Source organism: Bacillus sp. OV322 (genome assembly GCF_900112495.1).
In the GTDB taxonomy this organism is placed as follows: Bacteria; Bacillota; Bacilli; order Bacillales; family DSM-1321; genus Peribacillus.
In genome coordinates this window covers 704,940-721,620 of the sequence record NZ_FOMA01000001.1, presented here as the reverse complement: position 1 = coordinate 721,620, position 16,681 = coordinate 704,940, and the positions used below count along the sequence as shown (strand labels likewise).

Here is a 16,681-nt window from a genome sequence, read left to right as displayed (position 1 = left end):
TCTTACAGCTCTTCAACGATAATGTTTGTATTTGTAAATACACAGATCTCTGAAGCAATTTGCAGGGCGGATTGCGCAATTTCTTTTGCGGTCAGTGTTTCTCCCGAGAAGCGTTTTAATGCCCTCCCTGCAGAAAGGGCATAATTGCCGCCCGATCCTATTGCAAGGATGCCATCATCCGGTTCAATGACCTCACCAGTCCCTGAAACGAGCAGAAGATCCTTTTCATCCATGACAATGAGCATAGCCTCAAGCTTCCTCAAAATATTATCACTGCGCCATTGTTTCGCCAGTTCCACTGCTGCACGCTGAAGATTGCCGTTATACTCTTCAAGCTTTGACTCAAACATGTCAAACAAGGTAAAAGCATCAGCAACTGAGCCTGCAAACCCAGCGAGGACTTTTCCATGAAAGATCCTTCTGACTTTTCTTGCAGTGTGCTTCATAACAACCGAATTTCCTAATGTTACTTGTCCGTCTCCCGACATAGCGCTTTGTCCTTTATGCTTGACTGCAAATATCGTTGTTGCATGAAATTCACCCATAAAAATTCTCCTTTTTTATCCCGCATTAATAATCCCCCGATTTAAACATGAAAGTTATCAGAGAAGCTTTGCGGGGAGTAATCGTCAAATCCCTATTAGTTAGCTGCCGGCCAGAGGAAACAAAGAGAAATTTCCGGACGGAGCCTCACTTTATGCTCTTGGATGTGATGCGTTATATACTTTCCGCAATTGCTCTTTGGTAACATGAGTATAAATTTGAGTAGAAGATATTTTAGAATGGCCCAAAAGCTCCTGTACGGTCCTTAAATCTGCACCATTGTTAAGCAAATGTGTTGCAAAAGAATGTCTGAGCATATGCGGATGAAGCTTTCCTTCACCTGCCGCTTTTTTAATGACGCCATTCAGGATATAACGCAGCCCCCTGGCAGTAAGAGGGTCTCCCCGAAAATTCACTAACAGGTAAGGATGGGTTTTCGCTTTAGATGACATGAGTTCCGGCCTTGAGTTTTGTATGTACTTAGTAAGAGCCTCTGAAGCAAAGCTGCCGATTGGAACATAACGGTCTTTTTTTCCTTTTCCATGCACCAGGACAGTGCCCATCGAAAAATCCAGATCCAGGAGTTTTATATCACAGCATTCGCTCACACGGATCCCAGTGGCATAAAGAAGCTCCAGCAAGGCAGCATCTCTCAGGCCTAAAGGTGTCTTTTGATCGATTGCCTTAAACAGCTGATTCATTTCTTCTTCATACAAAAATCTTGGGAGCCTTTGTTCTTTTTTAGGAAGAGAAACAAGGGCAAAGGGATTCTCCCCTGCAAGTCCTTCACGCATTAAAAATTTGTAAAAGCTTCTTAAGCAGGAGGTCTTCCGGGCAACCGTCTTTTTGGAAAGGCCTTTTTCATACATCATGGTCAAATATAGCCTGGCATCAGAATATTGTACGGATAACAAGGATTTTATACCTTGTTCATTCATGAACAAGGTATATTCATCGATGTCTCTCGTGTAATTTTCAATTGTATAGTGTGAACTGTTTTTCTCAATTTGGAGATATTCAATAAACATTTTTACACATTGATCTATTTCAGCCATGCAAACACCCCACAAAGGCTACTAAATAGTAACATAATTTAAAACGTCAGGCAAATAATTTTACAAATTTTTCATAAAGTTCTGAATTGTTTCCAGTGCCCGCTGTGCATGCTGTTCATTTCGTTCTTTTTTTCCTCTGATTTTTTGTTCCAATTCAGGGAAAAGACCGAAGTTGGCATTCATCGGCTGGAAGCTTTTTGCGTTTGTCGATGTAATATATTTTGCCATGCTTCCCATTGCGGTTTCCGCCGGAAAAACTACAGGTTCTTCGCCAAGGGCCATTCTTGCAGCATTGATTCCTGCAACCAGCCCAGAAGCAGCGGATTCAACATAGCCTTCCACCCCTGTCATTTGGCCAGCAAAGAATAAATCATCGCGATTGGCAAACTGGTAAGTCGGCTTAAGGACCTTTGGGGAATTTATGAACGTATTTCTGTGCATAACGCCATAACGTACGATTTCAGCATTTTCAAGTCCCGGGATAAGCTGAAGCACCTCTTTTTGCGGTCCCCATTTAAGGTGTGTCTGAAAACCGACAATATTATAAAGTGTTCCTGCAGCATCATCCTGGCGCAATTGAACCACTGCATATGGTCTCTTCCCTGTTTTCGGGTCTTCTAACCCAACTGGTTTAAGAGGGCCGAACAGCATGGTCTTTTTGCCTCTAGAAGCCATTACCTCAATCGGCATGCAGCCTTCGAAGAATATTTCCTTTTCAAATTCCTTCAGCGGCACGGTTTCTGCAGCAATCAAGGCTTCGTAAAACCGGTCAAATTCTTCTTCAGTCATTGGGCAATTCAAATATGCGGCTTCCCCTTTATCGTACCGTGACTTTAAATATACCTTATTCATATCAATGCTGTCTTTTTCAAGAATCGGTGCTGCAGCATCATAAAAGTATAAATACTCTTCATCCATGATTTCTGCAAGCTTTTCTGAAAGTGCTTTACTTGTTAATGGTCCGCTGGCAATGATAGTCGGCCCTTGGGGGATTTCTGTCATTTCTTCATTAATTACCGTTACGTTAGGATGGTTTTTTACCAGCTCCGTTACTCTTCCTGCAAATTCATGCCGATCTACTGCAAGTGCACCTCCTGCTGGAACCGCACAGGCATCAGCAGAGGAAATAATAATAGAGTCCAGGTAACGCATTTCTTCCTTTAATACACCGACTGCATTTGTCAGAGTGTTGGCTCTCAATGAATTACTGCAGACTAATTCAGCAAATTTTTCAGTATGATGGGCAGGTGTCTGCTTTACCGGCCTCATTTCGTATAAGTTAACCTTTACTCCGCGTTTGGCAAGCTGCCATGCTGCCTCGCTTCCGGCAAGTCCTGCCCCGATTACATTAACGATAGCTTCTTTCATTTTACGAACCTCCATGCAAAGATATGATAAAACAGGAACATTTACAAATTTTATATAGTTTTAGTTCAATTCAGAAAGTAAAATACATGAGCAGGCAAAGAAGAATTATATAGCTTTTTTCAACACCTTGTCCACTGGATTCGTTCAATTTAGCAACAATTATTAAAAATAACAGTTTTGCGCCCTAGATTCGCCTATTAAAACCCAAAAATGCCAATTCTGCCCTTTACGTGAATCAATAGAAAAAAGGTGAGCTCTCGCTCACCTTTTTTATCAAGCCTGCGGCGATTCTTTGTAGTCACATTGCATACATTGTACCTGTACGCCTTTTTTGAGTTTTTTCTCGACAAGTGTGCCTTCGCATTTAGGACAGGATCTTGGAAGTGGCTTATCCCAGGAAATAAATTCACAGCTTGGGTATCTGTCACAGCCATAAAATATCCTGCGTTTTTTGCTTTTTCTTTCAATGATATTTCCCTCATGGCACAGTGGGCATTTCACTCCAATTTCTTTGACGATTGCCTTTGTATTCCTGCAATCAGGAAAATTGCTGCACGCCATGAATTTTCCGTAGCGCCCCATTTTAAATACCATCGGATGGCCGCATTCTTCACAATCTTCGCCTGCAGGTTCATCCTTGATTTCAACCTTCTCCATTTCAGCCTCAGCTTTGGCAAGGTGTGTTTCAAAATCCCGGTAAAATTCATCAATCACTTTAATCCATTGGGTATTGCCGTCTTCGACACTATCGAATTCCTGCTCCATTTTCGCAGTGAATTCTGCATCTAATATATCAGGGAAAAATTCCAAAATCAATTCCAGGACAATTTCACCAAGCTCAGTAGGGATAAAACGTTTGTTATCCAGACTGACATAGCCTCTTTTTTGAATGGTATCCAGTGTCGGAGCATAAGTGGACGGCCTGCCTATACCAAGCTCTTCCATCGTTTTAACTAGCCTTGCTTCCGTATAGCGGGGAGGAGGCTGGGTAAAATGCTGCTTTGGCTCAATGTCTTTTGAGAAGACCTTGTCTCCTTTTTTCAGATCGGGAAGCAGATTATCTTTTTCCTCTACTCCATCATCCGTGCCTTCAACATATACCTTCATAAAGCCAGGAAACTTTATCTTCGAGCCATTAGCCCTGAACCGTACTTCTTCATTCTGCAGATCTACACTCATTGTATCCATTACAGCAGGGGCCATTTGGCTTGAAACAAACCGCTCCCAGATGAGTTTATACAGCCTGAATTGATCTCTGGATAAATACTCTTTCAGTGAAGCAGGCTCTTTTAGCGTGCTTGTCGGCCTTACTGCCTCATGGGCATCCTGTGCATTACTTTGCTTATTATCCTTTTTCTGATTGCTTCCAATGAATTCAGGACCATATGTTGTTTCGATATAGCTCCTGGATTCCTGTTTCGCTACATCGGAAATCCTGGTTGAATCTGTTCTCATATATGTAATGAGACCGACCGTTCCTTCTTTTCCAAGCTCAATACCTTCGTAAAGCTGCTGTGCAAGCATCATCGTCTTTTTAGCCCGGAAGTTCAATTTCCTTGCAGCTTCCTGCTGAAGTGAAGATGTAGTAAATGGCGAAGCAGGATTTCGTTTACGTTCCTTTTTAGATACATCTGAAACAGTAAAATCATTGCCTTTCAGCTTATCCAGGACATTATTTACATCTTCCTCAGAACTCAGGGAAATACGTTCGCCATCAAGGCTGAAAAAGGAACCTTCAAACTGTTCTTTTCCCTTCGCAAATTCCGATTTTATCGTCCAGTATTCTTCTGGAATAAAGGCAGTGATTTCTTTTTCCCTGTCAATGATCATCCTGACTGCAACAGATTGCACCCGGCCTGCGCTTAGTCCCTTTTTTACTTTTTTCCAGAGAAGAGGGCTTATATTATATCCTACAAGACGGTCAAGAACCCTTCTCGCCTGCTGGGCATCAACAAGATTCATATTGATGGGGCGGGGTGATTTAAAGGATTCTTTAATGGCATCCTTTGTTATTTCATTGAAAACCACCCGGCAGTCCGAGTTAACATCAACATCAAGACTGTGGGCAAGATGCCAGGCAATTGCTTCACCTTCTCTGTCGGGGTCAGCTGCGAGATAGATCTTTTTCGCCTTTTTTGCAGCGGTTTTCAATTCTTTCAAAACAGGTCCTTTTCCCCGTATTGTTATATATTTAGGTTCAAATTCATGTTCAACGTCAACACCCATTTGGCTTTTCGGCAAATCCCGTATATGCCCCATGGAAGCTTTCACTTTATATTTTTTTCCAAGATATTTTTCTATGGTCTTCGCCTTGGCAGGCGACTCCACGATTACTAAGTATTCTGACATCCAAAAAGTCCTCCTCAAGAGGTAATATAAATCTTCACTATTATTAATCATAAAAATTTCATTTGTCAATGTTTCTTTATATAAAGAAAAGGATTTTACCGCTTATTAGCTTTGCGTGATCCATTTTTTCAGGCAGCTTAACTTTCATTTTGTGTAAAAAAAGTTTCTTCTATTATATAGTTTCAATCTATGCCATTGTACGGACATAGTATATTGATTTCAAGCTGCCCCAAAAGATGTGCCTGTTGCAAAACTTATAACAGTTTTATAATAATTTCAACCCTTTTAACTTATATTCCTATGATTTTTGTAAAATTTTTATAATTCCCTCATTAATTAGGAGACTATGGAACGAATACAGCAGCAAAGCAATTTAAAATTCTTCTTCAATATCCGAGCTTGTCTGCACAAGCTTCGCGCCTTCTTTAATTAAAAAATTTGTACCTTCTGATTCTTTGCTGATAATATTGCCTGGGAGTGCGAAGACCTCCCTTCCCTGCTCAAGAGCACATTGTGCTGTAATCAGCGAACCGCTTTTTATCTTGGCCTCAACCACAAATACACCTCTCGACAGTCCGCTGATGATCCTGTTTCTCACGGCAAACATCCATGGTTCAGGCCTTCTTGAAGGAGGGATTTCTGAAATCAGGGCACCTTTTTTCATAATTTCAATACCCAGGGGTATATTATTTTTCGGGTAAATGTGAAAGTGCCCTCCCCCTAATACACCGATTGTTTTCCCGTTTTCCTTTAGTGCAATCCTATGGGAAATTTCATCAATTCCTGCGGCTAAACCGCTGATAATGACAAAATTCTTCTTCATAAGAGGCGGAAGCAGCGTTTTTAAAGCCTCTGCACCGTATTGTGAAGGCTTTCGGGCGCCTACTACACCTAAACCATTCTTACTGTTTAATAAGCAGCTGTCACCCTTTAAATAAAGAACCCATGGCGGGTCAAAAATTTGTTTAAGCAGTTCGGGATAGTCAGAATCTATAATCGTTATAGTGGAAATGCCGTTATTTTCATATTGTTCTAAAAGTTTTTGAATATTAATTGAATGAAGGTCACAGTAGAACTCTATCAATTTGTTTTGGGGGAGGGGGAGGATTTGCTTCCATTCATCGAGCGTTCTGGTGAAAATTGTCTGAAGGGACGGATCGGTGCTTATTATCTTTTTAATTGTTTTCCAGCCTGCACCGCGGCAATGATGCAAATGGATCAGTTTTTGATTAATATCCATGAAGGCCACTCCTTATATGGGGGATTTTCGGGGATAAGACCTGATAAAAGATAAAATAAATGGAGGCTTAATGCTTCTTTGCCAAATATGCCATGAAAGATTGTTTGGCAGCTTTAAATGTGTAAAAATCGCCCCCCTGTTTACTGGGGGACGATTTTTACATTAATGCGTTTTGCAAGTTTCGTAGATGCCTTGTTCTTTTAATACTGAAATAAGTGTTTCACCCATTACGGATGGTGTTTCAGCCACTTTGATTCCGCATTCATTCATAACACGGATCTTTTCATCAGCCGTTCCTTTTCCGCCGGAAATGATAGCGCCCGCATGGCCCATGCGCTTGCCAGCTGGAGCAGTCCTTCCGCCGATGAATCCCACAACAGGCTTCGTCATGTTTTCTTTAACCCACTGTGCAGCTTCTTCCTCAGCTGTTCCGCCGATTTCTCCAATCATGATAACAGCATGTGTCTCAGGATCTTCATTGAAGGCTTTTAGCACGTCGATAAAATCCGTTCCATTAACAGGATCTCCGCCGATGCCTACTGCAGAAGACTGTCCTACCCCTGCCTGTGACAATTGGTGAACAGCTTCGTATGTTAAAGTTCCAGAGCGGGATACTACGCCCACATGGCCTTTGGTATGGATATACCCAGGCATTATGCCGATTTTACATTCACCCGGAGTGATGACACCCGGACAGTTTGGTCCGACCAAACGTGTTTTCTTGCCTTCCATATAGCGCTTAACTTTTACCATATCAAGAACTGGGATGTGTTCAGTTATGCATATGGCCAAATCAAGTTCCGCATCAACAGCTTCAAGGATTGCATCTGCTGCGAAAGGTGCCGGCACATAAATTACAGAAGCATTTGCGCCTGTTTGTTTCACTGCTTCAGCGACAGTGTTATATACCGGAACGCCTTCAGCTTCTGTGCCGCCTTTGCCTGGTGTTACCCCGGCAACAATCTGTGTTCCGTATTCAAGCATTTGTTTTGTATGAAATAAAGCCGTTGAACCGGTGATGCCTTGAACAATGACTTTAGTGTCCTTATTAATAAATACGCTCATTTATTGGTTCCCCCTGACTGTTATCCTACAAGTGATACGATTTTTTGCGCACCGTCTGCCATTGATTCTGCAGCGGTGATATTCAATCCGGATTCTTTTAAAATCTGCTTTCCAAGCTCAACATTGGTACCCTCAAGGCGCACTACAAGAGGAACTTCGAGGCCAAGCTGCTTGGCTGCTTCAACAACGCCAGTGGCAATGATGTCGCACTTCATGATTCCGCCGAAAATATTAACAAAGATCCCTTTAACATTCTTATCAGAAAGGATGATTTTAAAGGCCTCTGTCACTTTTTCTGCTGTAGCGCCGCCGCCAACATCAAGGAAGTTAGCAGGATCTCCGCTGTAATGCTTGATAATGTCCATAGTGGCCATTGCAAGGCCCGCTCCATTTACCATACATCCGATATTTCCATCAAGGGAAATATAGCTGAGGTCATATTTGGAAGCTTCAATCTCTTTTGGATCTTCTTCTTCCAAATCGCGGTACGCTATAATATCCTTATGGCGGAATAAAGCGTTATCATCAAAGTTCAGCTTAGCATCAAGCGCCATAACATTACCGTCTCCTGTAACTACAAGCGGATTGATTTCAGCGATTGAGCAGTCTTTTTCAATAAAAGCTGTATATAATCCGGTCATGAATTTGACCGCTTTATTAATCAGTTCTTTAGGGATGTTGATATTAAAGGCAATTCTTCTTGCCTGAAAGCCGGTTAATCCGACAATTGGATCGATATATTCCTTGAAGATTTTCTCAGGCGTTTTTTCTGCAACTTCTTCAATTTCAGTTCCGCCTTCTTCGGATGCCATAAGCACAACCTGGGAAGTAGCACGGTCAAGCACAAGGCCTACGTAATATTCTTTCTTGATATCGCAGCCTTCTTCAATTAGTAAACGCTTAACTTCTTTGCCTTCAGGACCTGTTTGGTGTGTAACAAGCGTTTTACCCAGAATTTCCTGTGCATATGTACGTGCTTCATCAAGATTCTTTGCTACCTTGACTCCGCCGGCTTTACCGCGGCCGCCCGCATGGATTTGAGCCTTAACGACAACAACATTTGTTCCTAGTTCCTGAGCTGCTTCCACTGCTTCTTCAACAGTAAATGCAACACGGCCATTGGGAACAGATACCCCGTATTGTCTGAGGATCTCTTTTCCTTGATACTCATGGATATTCATCTTTCATCCTCCTTGTCAACTAAAAAAGCATTCTTAAAATATACTGCATGTTCGTATTAAACTAGTATTTGCTTCAGCATATTCAAATAATGCTGAATTGCAAAATTAGACTGCGCTATTATTGTATAGAAAGTATAAATAGTTGTCTACTATAACCTATCAAAATATTAAAACTTGTCCAAGAAATCTTTATTGTTTGGCCAATAATAGAAAAGCCTGCCCTCCTCCTACAAAGCGCAGCAGAGGCAGATCTTCCTCGACTACCTCTCCGATAACATTTATGCAAGAATCTGCCGGAAGATCCCGTTTTGTTATCTGCAGCTCACCCTGATACCTGCCATATAGCCGGTTATCAATGGTGATGCTTCCTTTTTTTCTCTCAGCAGGGGATACAGGCTCTATAACCAGCTTTTTTTCCGCAGCATAAGGTCTTGTATTTTGCGAACGTACTGCATCCCTGGCAGAATCTGTCCGGTTAATATGGTCAAGGGCGAGAATTTCCCTTGTTTCGGGTGTATCCGAATAAATGCGGCAGCGCAAAGGAATCTGATTCTTTTCATAAATGGAGAATTTGTTAAGAGTCTCTTCTTTAAGAGTTAAATCACCAATGAATACTTTATCAGCAAAACATTCATGTTTCAGTTCTAAGAAGGCCTCAAACGGATCAGCTCCACGGTGCTTTTCCAAGCTCGGAAGTCCTTTGAAAATTGGCCCTCTCTGTACTCCGTCCCCTGGTACGAATGCCATAACGGTAAATCCCTTTTCCTTGAGCCATTTGTTCCTGCTTGTAAAATCTTCCTTCCCAAGACCAGTTTCCGGCCTCGGATAATAGTTATGCCACGCCTCTGCCATGCTGAAATCCATGGAGCAGTCTTTTAATTCCTGATAAATCCTATCGTCATTCGTACTGGCATTAAGGGCAATTTTCATCGTTTTTGAAAGGCGGGCTATCACTTGGGGATCTACACCATAATCCATGCGCAAGCCGGTTATTCCCCATTCCAGAAGATCAGGCAGACTCTCATAAGTAATGTTCAAATTATCAAGTGTGACAGGTGAGATATCGGCAATAAGCTCCATGCCGTTTTTCTTTGCCTGCCTTCCCAATTCCTTAAGCAAAGCCAAATGCTGTGTGGCATCATCCTCTGGAATATGAAGCGATGTGAAAATGGAACGGAATCCCGACTGTGACATGTGTCTTATAAATTTCTCCTGATTATTCCCGCTTTGCTTTCCGAGATAAACAGATATACCAAGCATGTAAACCATCTCCTTTTTTCCGTATGTATTGCCCCCCCTGCTGAAAGTACAATGATCTAAATAGCCCCTTTAAAAAGGTCTATGGAGCATTGGCGGATTTCAGCAAACAAAAAGGAGAGAAAATTCTCTCCTTCTCCCCTTCTTTATCACTTAATATTTTTTGCCATGCTTTCTTTAAAGCCAAAAAGATAAGTGAAAATGAAACCGCCCAAATAAGCGATAATGATGCCGATTATATATTGCAGATATTTATCCTGAATCAGCGGAATAAGTGATAAACCGGATACCCCCATACCTACAGACGCTGTTCCTGCAAATGCCTGGAAAGCACCTCCGACAGCACCTCCTAGACAGGCTGTCAAAAATGGTCTGCCAAGCGGAAGTGTAACACCGTATAAAAGCGGTTCGCCTATGCCTAAGAAGCCAACCGGCAGGGCGCCTTTGATGACATTTCTGAGTTTTCTGTTTTTTGTTTTTGTAAATACAGCAATGGCTGCACCCACCTGTCCTGCTCCGGCCATGGCAAGTATTGGAAGCAGAGGAGTGACTCCCGTGCTTGTAATGAACTCCGCATGGATCGGCGTAAGCCCCTGGTGAAGCCCGACCATAACAAGAGGCAGGAATGTTCCTGCTAAAATTGCTCCTGCGAAGACGCCGCCAATGTCGAGGATGCCTTTTATCCCCGTTGTGATGCCTGTTGACAAATAGCCTGCCAAAGGCTGGATGGCTAAAAGTGTTAAGAATCCTACAAATAAGACCGTAATCAGCGGTGTAATAATAATGTCTACAGAATTTGGCACAATCTTTCTGATTCTTTTTTCTGTTGCGCTCATAAGCCATGCTGCGAAAATAACAGCAAATAATCCGCCCCTTCCTGGGACAAGTGCTTCATGAAATAAGGTTATTGTTGCAAGTGCTGGGTTGAAAACAAATATACCGGCAATTGCCCCGAGAGCAGGGGTGCCCCCAAACTCTTTAGCGGTATTCCAGCCTACCAGAACTCCCAGGTAGGCAAATATCCCCCCGCCCATAAAGAGAAGAAGCTGCAGAATGATATTATTTTTATCTGCCCCTGCATTCAGGCAAAAGTTAGCAATCCCATTTATTATGCCCGATGCAACAAGAGCTGGAATAAGCGGTATAAAAATATTTCCAATCTTGCGGAGCAAATTTTTGAAAGGTGTATTATTTTTTGCTTTAATATCACTGTGTACCCTTTCTGCGGTGCTTTCATCAATTTCATCATGTTCACCAAGGCTTAAGCCTGTCAGGCTGCACATTTCTGCTGCAACTTTGTTTACTGTACCGGGACCGACTACAATTTGAAGGGTTTGGTCTTCAATTACCCCCATGACTCCTTCAATATCCTTCAGGCCTCCAATATCGGCGAGCGCATCGTTTTTAAGATCCAGCCTTAGCCTTGTCATACAATGAGCTATCCGGCTGATATTAGATTTTCCGCCAACTTTTTCTGAAATTTCCTCAGCCAGCCTTTGTTCTTTCCTCATACTTTCCCCCCCTGTCTCCCTTTTGCAGAACAAGCTTGCATTCTGTCCTTAGATATATATTCTTCAATGCCAATTTCATGTATCAGCTGTCCTGTCAGGCTGTTTAAAGCGCTTTTCGGATAAACCCCTCTGCTTCAGATAGCCTCTTTACGGCCTCGTCATATGTACAGTTTGTCAAAATCATGACAATGGCCGTTTTAACATGGCCCCCTGCTTCCTTATAGTATCGTTCGGCTGTTTCATAATCCGTTTCCGCTGCCTGCATGATAATTCTTTTGGCACGCTCCACAAGCTTTTGATTTGTTGGCTGTACATCTACCATCAGATTTTTATATACCTTCCCGATGCCAATCATTGCAGCTGTGGAAATCATATTCAATATCATTTTCTGGGCTGTCCCTGCCTTCAATCTCGTCGACCCTGTCAGTATTTCACTGCCGGTATCCGCCTCTACGGCAATATCCGCATACTTTGAGATTTCTGCATGTTTATTGCAGGAAATACTGCCGGAAGCTGCTCCCCTGCTCTTCGCAAATTTCAGTCCGCCTATCACATAAGGTGTCCTGCCGCTTGCTGCAATTCCGACAACAACATCGTTTGCACTTAAAGTTAATGCTGTTAAATCCCTTTTTGCAAGCTCTTCTGAGTCCTCCGCTCCTTCAACAGCGGTCATGATGGCCTTTTCTCCGCCGGCAATCAGTCCATGCACCATGGAACTTACAGTGCCGAAAGTTGGCGGGCACTCAGCAGCATCCAGAATGCCGAGGCGTCCTGAAGTTCCTGCTCCTAAATAAATTAGCCTTCCGCCTTTTTTAAAAGCTTCCACAGTAAGCTTGACAATTCGTTCAATCTGCGGCAATTCACTGTGTATGGCCGCTGGGACCGACCTGTCTTCTTCATTCATCACTTGAAGAACTTCCCTTACAGTCATTTCATCCAGATTCATCGTGTTCTCGTTGCGGTTTTCTGTGGACAGTCTTTCAAGCACCGAATCACCTCTTTCGCATTGTTTGCGCTTTCATTATAACGCATCGAGAAATTATAAATCAATATTTCTATTAAAATATATGAATTATAATTTCATAAAATACATTCTGCCTTCGTTATTTTCTCCCTGACAGCATTTCCTTTGATTTATGAATGGATGGATAAATCTCTTTCCCTATTTCATGAAAAAGACTTAAATATAATGCGTCAATAATGTTAAGCTGTGCCATTCTCGATGCAATGCTCCCCACTCTCTGTTCTTCCTCAACATCAGGTATGCACAGCTTGATATCAGCCATCTTATATAATGGACTTTTTCTTAACGCTGTGATGGCTGCCGTTACAATTCCCTGTTCTTTGGCATACTGTGCAAGCTCAATGCTTTCTTTTGTTTTACCGGAAGTGCTGATGATAACAAGCAAGTCACCCTGTTTCATCATGGACAGCTGTGATACAGCATAGTGAAAATCTGAAGATGCAGTAGCATTCAGGCCTAATTTCATAAATTTGTATTGAGCATCAATGGCAGGGGGAAACGAACCTCCCACACCAAAAAAGGCAATTTTATTTGCAGATTTCAAATGTGATGCGGTCTGTTCAAACTCTCTTTTATCCAGTGTATGGGCGGATAATTCTATAGCACTTTTATTAAGGTAGGTCACCTTCTGAAACAGGCTGAGAGGGGTGTCCTCTGTTTCAAACAAGGCAAAATGATTGATATTTCCGTGCCCTATTGTATTCTCTTTTGCCAGCATAATCTTCAGCATTTTGAAATTTCCCGCACCTATCGTTTTGCAGAACCTAACGACGCTGGCTTCGCTTGAATCGCTTTGTTTCGCCAATTCTCTGGTGGTCATGGTTGGTATAAAACCTGGATGATCCAGAATATATCCTGCTACTTTTCCTTCTGCATCAGTAAACAGCGAGAGATTTTTCCTGATTTTTGCAAGAATACTAATTTCATTCATTATACTGTTCTCCTTTTTGTATTCAGCAATCTATTCATATTGTATCACTTGGGTTCAATTATAGTGCATGAAAAAAAGCACCCTGTTAAGAGTGACTTTTCATCTGTGTATCAATTTTATAAATAAAAGCAAATACTTCAGCTACAGCCTGATAGAGTTCTTCTGGTATTGCGGTATTGATATCCAGCTTCCCCAGCAGTTCGACCAATGAAGGATCTTCCTGAACAGGAATATTGAATTCCTTTGCCTTTTCAAAAATATTCTCCGCGGTCTTTCCCTTTCCCTTTGCCACAATGACAGGCGCGCTGTTAATTTCCGTATCATATTTCAGCGCAATTGCTTCTTTTCTTTTTTCCTTGGTCATACCCGCATATCCAATCCTTTATATGGTATTTTCGCACCCTGCCCGAAGGAGTTGATACCGGGACCTTGTTCGCTTTTGCTCCATGCTGAAAACTTAATAGCGGATAACTGATAGTTCAGGTTTTCTATTTTTTCTTTAAGCAGAGAAATAAATGCCCCTGAAAGCTGTTCAATTTCCCGATGCTGTTCGTTCATAACCGTGATTTTTATTACCCGGTTCTGGACTTTCATGTCGATAACTGTTTCCTTAAGCTGCTGTAAATCCAGGTAAAACAAGATTCTGCAATAATCCGGGTCAATGCTTCCATCTTCTTTTTTGCGTCCGCTCCATTGAATGCTCACATCTGTCTGAAAACCAGGAAGGGCAACTGGAAGCTGCATGTACACATTTTGGAGCGGCCCGTTTTCCTGTGACAATATTTGCTGTGCTGTGATTTTATTTATCAATAGAGCTGCCGTATCCTTCACATCTTTTGGATGATCTTCCGTTACCAGCTGTAAAAGCAAAGATTTCAGCGAAAGAGGATGGTCCCTGAAGGATTGCCTGCCCGTTTCTTCAGGCTGTACTATAAAATGTTCATGATTCAGCCCAAGCAGCTTTGCGGCGTCCTTCAAAAACCTTGGTGCAGAAAATTGAGAACTGTCAATTTCAGATAATGCGTTTTCCGCCAGGCTGCGTAATAACAGCAGCTCATTCTTCGGAAAAATATTATCTGCAGGATTTCCTTTCATGGCCTTCATCAGCAAGTTTGCTGCCTTCTCAGCTGCCCCTTCTGCTGAGTCTGCGTTCAAAAGCGACAAAAGCAAAGCGCCTTTATCCGGAAATCCCTTTGCTAAGGGCTCATTTTTCTCCAGCAGGTTTTGGACAGCCTGCAGCAGTTTCCTCGGCAGCCCGCCAGTTTCCATATCTGCATTCACCCAGTTTACCGGAATCGCATGATCAGCAGTAATCTCTTCTCCATTTGCAGCTGCTCCTGCATCAAAAGCTGAATTCACTAAGCTGATGAACCTGTCTAGTAGGGGCTTTAATGCTTCCTGGTTCCCGGCATTTACTGCTTTTGCCTGAGTCAGCATGTTTTGGGCCTCTTTCAAGAAAGGCAAGATCCCGGCTGATTCAGCTTGCGCCTGAAGCCTGGGTTTCATAAACAAATCCCCAATCACTTCAGGCTCCGATTTATCTGCAGATATCAGCCCGGTTTTTTGCAGAATAGAAAATGCGGCTTTATTGTCATCCTCTGATAAACGCGGGTCCATCCAGCTTGCAATAATTGGAGGGAGCGGATCTTTCATCAGGCGCTCTTTGGCAGTGTACATCATTGAAATGATTAAAGAGCGCGTCTTTAAAGACGTTTCAGTATGGCTTCCTTCCAGCTGTTTTAAAAGTTCACTTAATACTCTATGAATCGGCTCTCCCTTGCTGTGGGCTAACAGAGCCTGAAATACGTCTTTCACAAAAGGAAGTCCCGAAGTATGCATCGTTTTTATTGCCGTAAATGCTTCGCCTTCATTTTCCGCAGTTTTCATCCAGCTTAAAACTTGCTCAAAAGAATCCTTTGTAACAGGAAGCTGATTTTTGAGCATAAACCCTGCAAGATCAATTGATTCCCTGCTTGCCGGTGAGGACAAAAGCTTCAATAGCTGTTCAGCCGAGCCATTGCTCCCTCCAGCTGAATTGGATGTACCCGTATCAATGAGCTTTAGATGTACCATGCCCTGACCAGGCTGCACCTGCAGTAAATAGCTGCTGCCGGCCTTCAGCGGTACATCAAGTGAGGCAATGATCTTCTGTGATCCAATTTGCACTTCTGCCGTTTGGTTCGGGAAAATTTTATTCACCTTTCCCAAGAATATCTGGCCGCTCTTAAACAACGGCTTCTGTTCTGGAGTATTTGGCAAAATCGTTTTCATAGATATAAAGGCTGGCTTCATTATCCTATCACCTTTTTACAGTTTTTTCGGCTATCTCCTTGACTGGTGCAAAGCTTCTGCGATGCCACGGGGTCAGACCATATTTATGCAAGGCTTCTAAATGTCTCTGGGTTCCATAGCCCATATGCTGTTCAAATCCATATTGAGGGAATTCCATGCTATATTCCTTCATCAGCTTATCCCTGGTTACCTTTGCTATAACCGAAGCGGCTGCAATTGAAATGCTTTTCGAGTCTCCTTTTATAATAGAAAACTGCGGAATATCAATCTCCAGTTCCATCGCATCTATTAGCAGATGATCAGGAACAGAGGATAAATTCAAGATCGCTTCATTCATTGCTTTCTTTGATGCCTGGTAAATATTCAAGGAGTCGATTTCATCACTATGTATTATTCCTACACCGATTGACTCGGCTTCACGTTGTATAACAGTAAAAAATTCCTCCCGTTTTGCTTCAGAGAGTTTTTTGGAATCGTTCAATCCTGCCAGATAAAAATCAGGTTTAAGAATTACAGCACACGCGACGACCGGCCCGCAAAGAGGGCCTCTTCCTGCTTCATCAATTCCGCAGAGTGCCGAGAAGCCTTCCTTCTTCAATGCATGTTCATAAGTAGACATACTTTGGAACAATTCTTTTTCTTCTTTCAGCTTTATCAGCTGTTTATCCCATTTTTTTATTAAATCTTTTACGCCTTTTCTTTCATCAAGTCTGCATTCAGCAAGAAAGGCATCTTTTGGATTATGAATGCTTTTTAATTTGTTAGCTATTTCCTTCATTTTTAATGCTGCTGTCAATTTCATCACCTATCATTTTAATTATCGGCCAAGTCTTTCTTATTTTCAGTTTTTCATAGAAAACAGCCG

14 protein-coding genes are annotated in these 16,681 nt (G+C 42.3%); all 14 read right to left on the bottom strand.

Translation table 11 applies throughout. From position 1 onward, the window contains the following. Positions 1-2: 2 nt before the first annotated feature. The 14 genes from hslV to BM126_RS03515 all read right to left on the bottom strand — a co-directional run bounded on the left by hslV (position 3) and on the right by BM126_RS03515 (position 16,618). A complete protein-coding gene (gene hslV, locus BM126_RS03580; protein ID WP_071349494.1) occupies positions 3-545 on the bottom strand; it encodes an ATP-dependent protease subunit HslV in 543 nt (180 codons plus the stop codon). A 150-nt stretch (positions 546-695) separates the two neighbouring features. Next, positions 696-1,598 carry a tyrosine recombinase XerC gene (xerC, locus tag BM126_RS03575; RefSeq protein WP_090988159.1) on the bottom strand — a complete coding sequence of 301 codons (903 nt, stop codon included), beginning with the start codon at positions 1,596-1,598 and terminating at the stop codon, positions 696-698. Positions 1,599-1,658: 60 nt separating this feature from the next. Continuing rightward, complete coding sequence (gene trmFO / locus BM126_RS03570; RefSeq protein WP_090988157.1) at positions 1,659-2,966, bottom strand: FADH(2)-oxidizing methylenetetrahydrofolate--tRNA-(uracil(54)-C(5))-methyltransferase TrmFO; 1,308 nt, start codon at positions 2,964-2,966, stop codon at positions 1,659-1,661. A 273-nt stretch (positions 2,967-3,239) separates the two neighbouring features. Further along, entirely contained in the window at positions 3,240-5,315 is a 2,076-nt protein-coding gene (topA, locus tag BM126_RS03565; protein ID WP_090988155.1) for a type I DNA topoisomerase, read from the bottom strand. A 373-nt stretch (positions 5,316-5,688) separates the two neighbouring features. After that, a complete protein-coding gene (dprA, locus tag BM126_RS03560) occupies positions 5,689-6,555 on the bottom strand; it encodes a DNA-processing protein DprA (protein ID WP_090988153.1) in 867 nt (288 codons plus the stop codon). Positions 6,556-6,717: 162 nt separating this feature from the next. After that, entirely contained in the window at positions 6,718-7,620 is a 903-nt protein-coding gene (gene sucD / locus BM126_RS03555) for a succinate--CoA ligase subunit alpha (protein WP_071349489.1), read from the bottom strand. Positions 7,621-7,640: 20 nt separating this feature from the next. After that, positions 7,641-8,801, bottom strand: a complete 1,161-nt coding sequence (gene sucC, locus BM126_RS03550) for an ADP-forming succinate--CoA ligase subunit beta (RefSeq protein WP_071349488.1) — start codon at positions 8,799-8,801, stop codon at positions 7,641-7,643. 189 nt (positions 8,802-8,990) lie between these two features. Beyond that, positions 8,991-10,061 (bottom strand): DUF871 domain-containing protein, encoded by a 1,071-nt coding sequence (locus BM126_RS03545; RefSeq protein WP_090988151.1) that lies wholly within the window; start codon positions 10,059-10,061, stop codon positions 8,991-8,993. 146 nt (positions 10,062-10,207) lie between these two features. After that, complete coding sequence (locus BM126_RS03540) at positions 10,208-11,569, bottom strand: PTS transporter subunit EIIC (RefSeq protein ID WP_090988149.1); 1,362 nt, start codon at positions 11,567-11,569, stop codon at positions 10,208-10,210. Between the two features lie 103 nt (positions 11,570-11,672). Next, positions 11,673-12,557, bottom strand: a complete 885-nt coding sequence (gene murQ / locus BM126_RS03535; RefSeq protein ID WP_090988147.1) for an N-acetylmuramic acid 6-phosphate etherase — start codon at positions 12,555-12,557, stop codon at positions 11,673-11,675. Between the two features lie 115 nt (positions 12,558-12,672). Further along, positions 12,673-13,524, bottom strand: coding sequence for a MurR/RpiR family transcriptional regulator (locus BM126_RS03530; protein ID WP_090988145.1), 852 nt, complete (start codon positions 13,522-13,524; stop codon positions 12,673-12,675). Positions 13,525-13,609: 85 nt separating this feature from the next. Continuing rightward, positions 13,610-13,888, bottom strand: a complete 279-nt coding sequence (locus BM126_RS03525) for an EscU/YscU/HrcU family type III secretion system export apparatus switch protein (RefSeq protein ID WP_071349484.1) — start codon at positions 13,886-13,888, stop codon at positions 13,610-13,612. Beyond that, positions 13,885-15,816, bottom strand: coding sequence for a hypothetical protein (locus tag BM126_RS03520; protein ID WP_090988143.1), 1,932 nt, complete (start codon positions 15,814-15,816; stop codon positions 13,885-13,887). The genes BM126_RS03525 and BM126_RS03520 overlap by 4 nt, the downstream gene beginning before the upstream one ends. A 7-nt stretch (positions 15,817-15,823) precedes the next feature. Continuing rightward, a complete protein-coding gene (locus BM126_RS03515; RefSeq protein ID WP_090988141.1) occupies positions 15,824-16,618 on the bottom strand; it encodes a ribonuclease HII in 795 nt (264 codons plus the stop codon). Positions 16,619-16,681 lie beyond the last annotated feature (63 nt).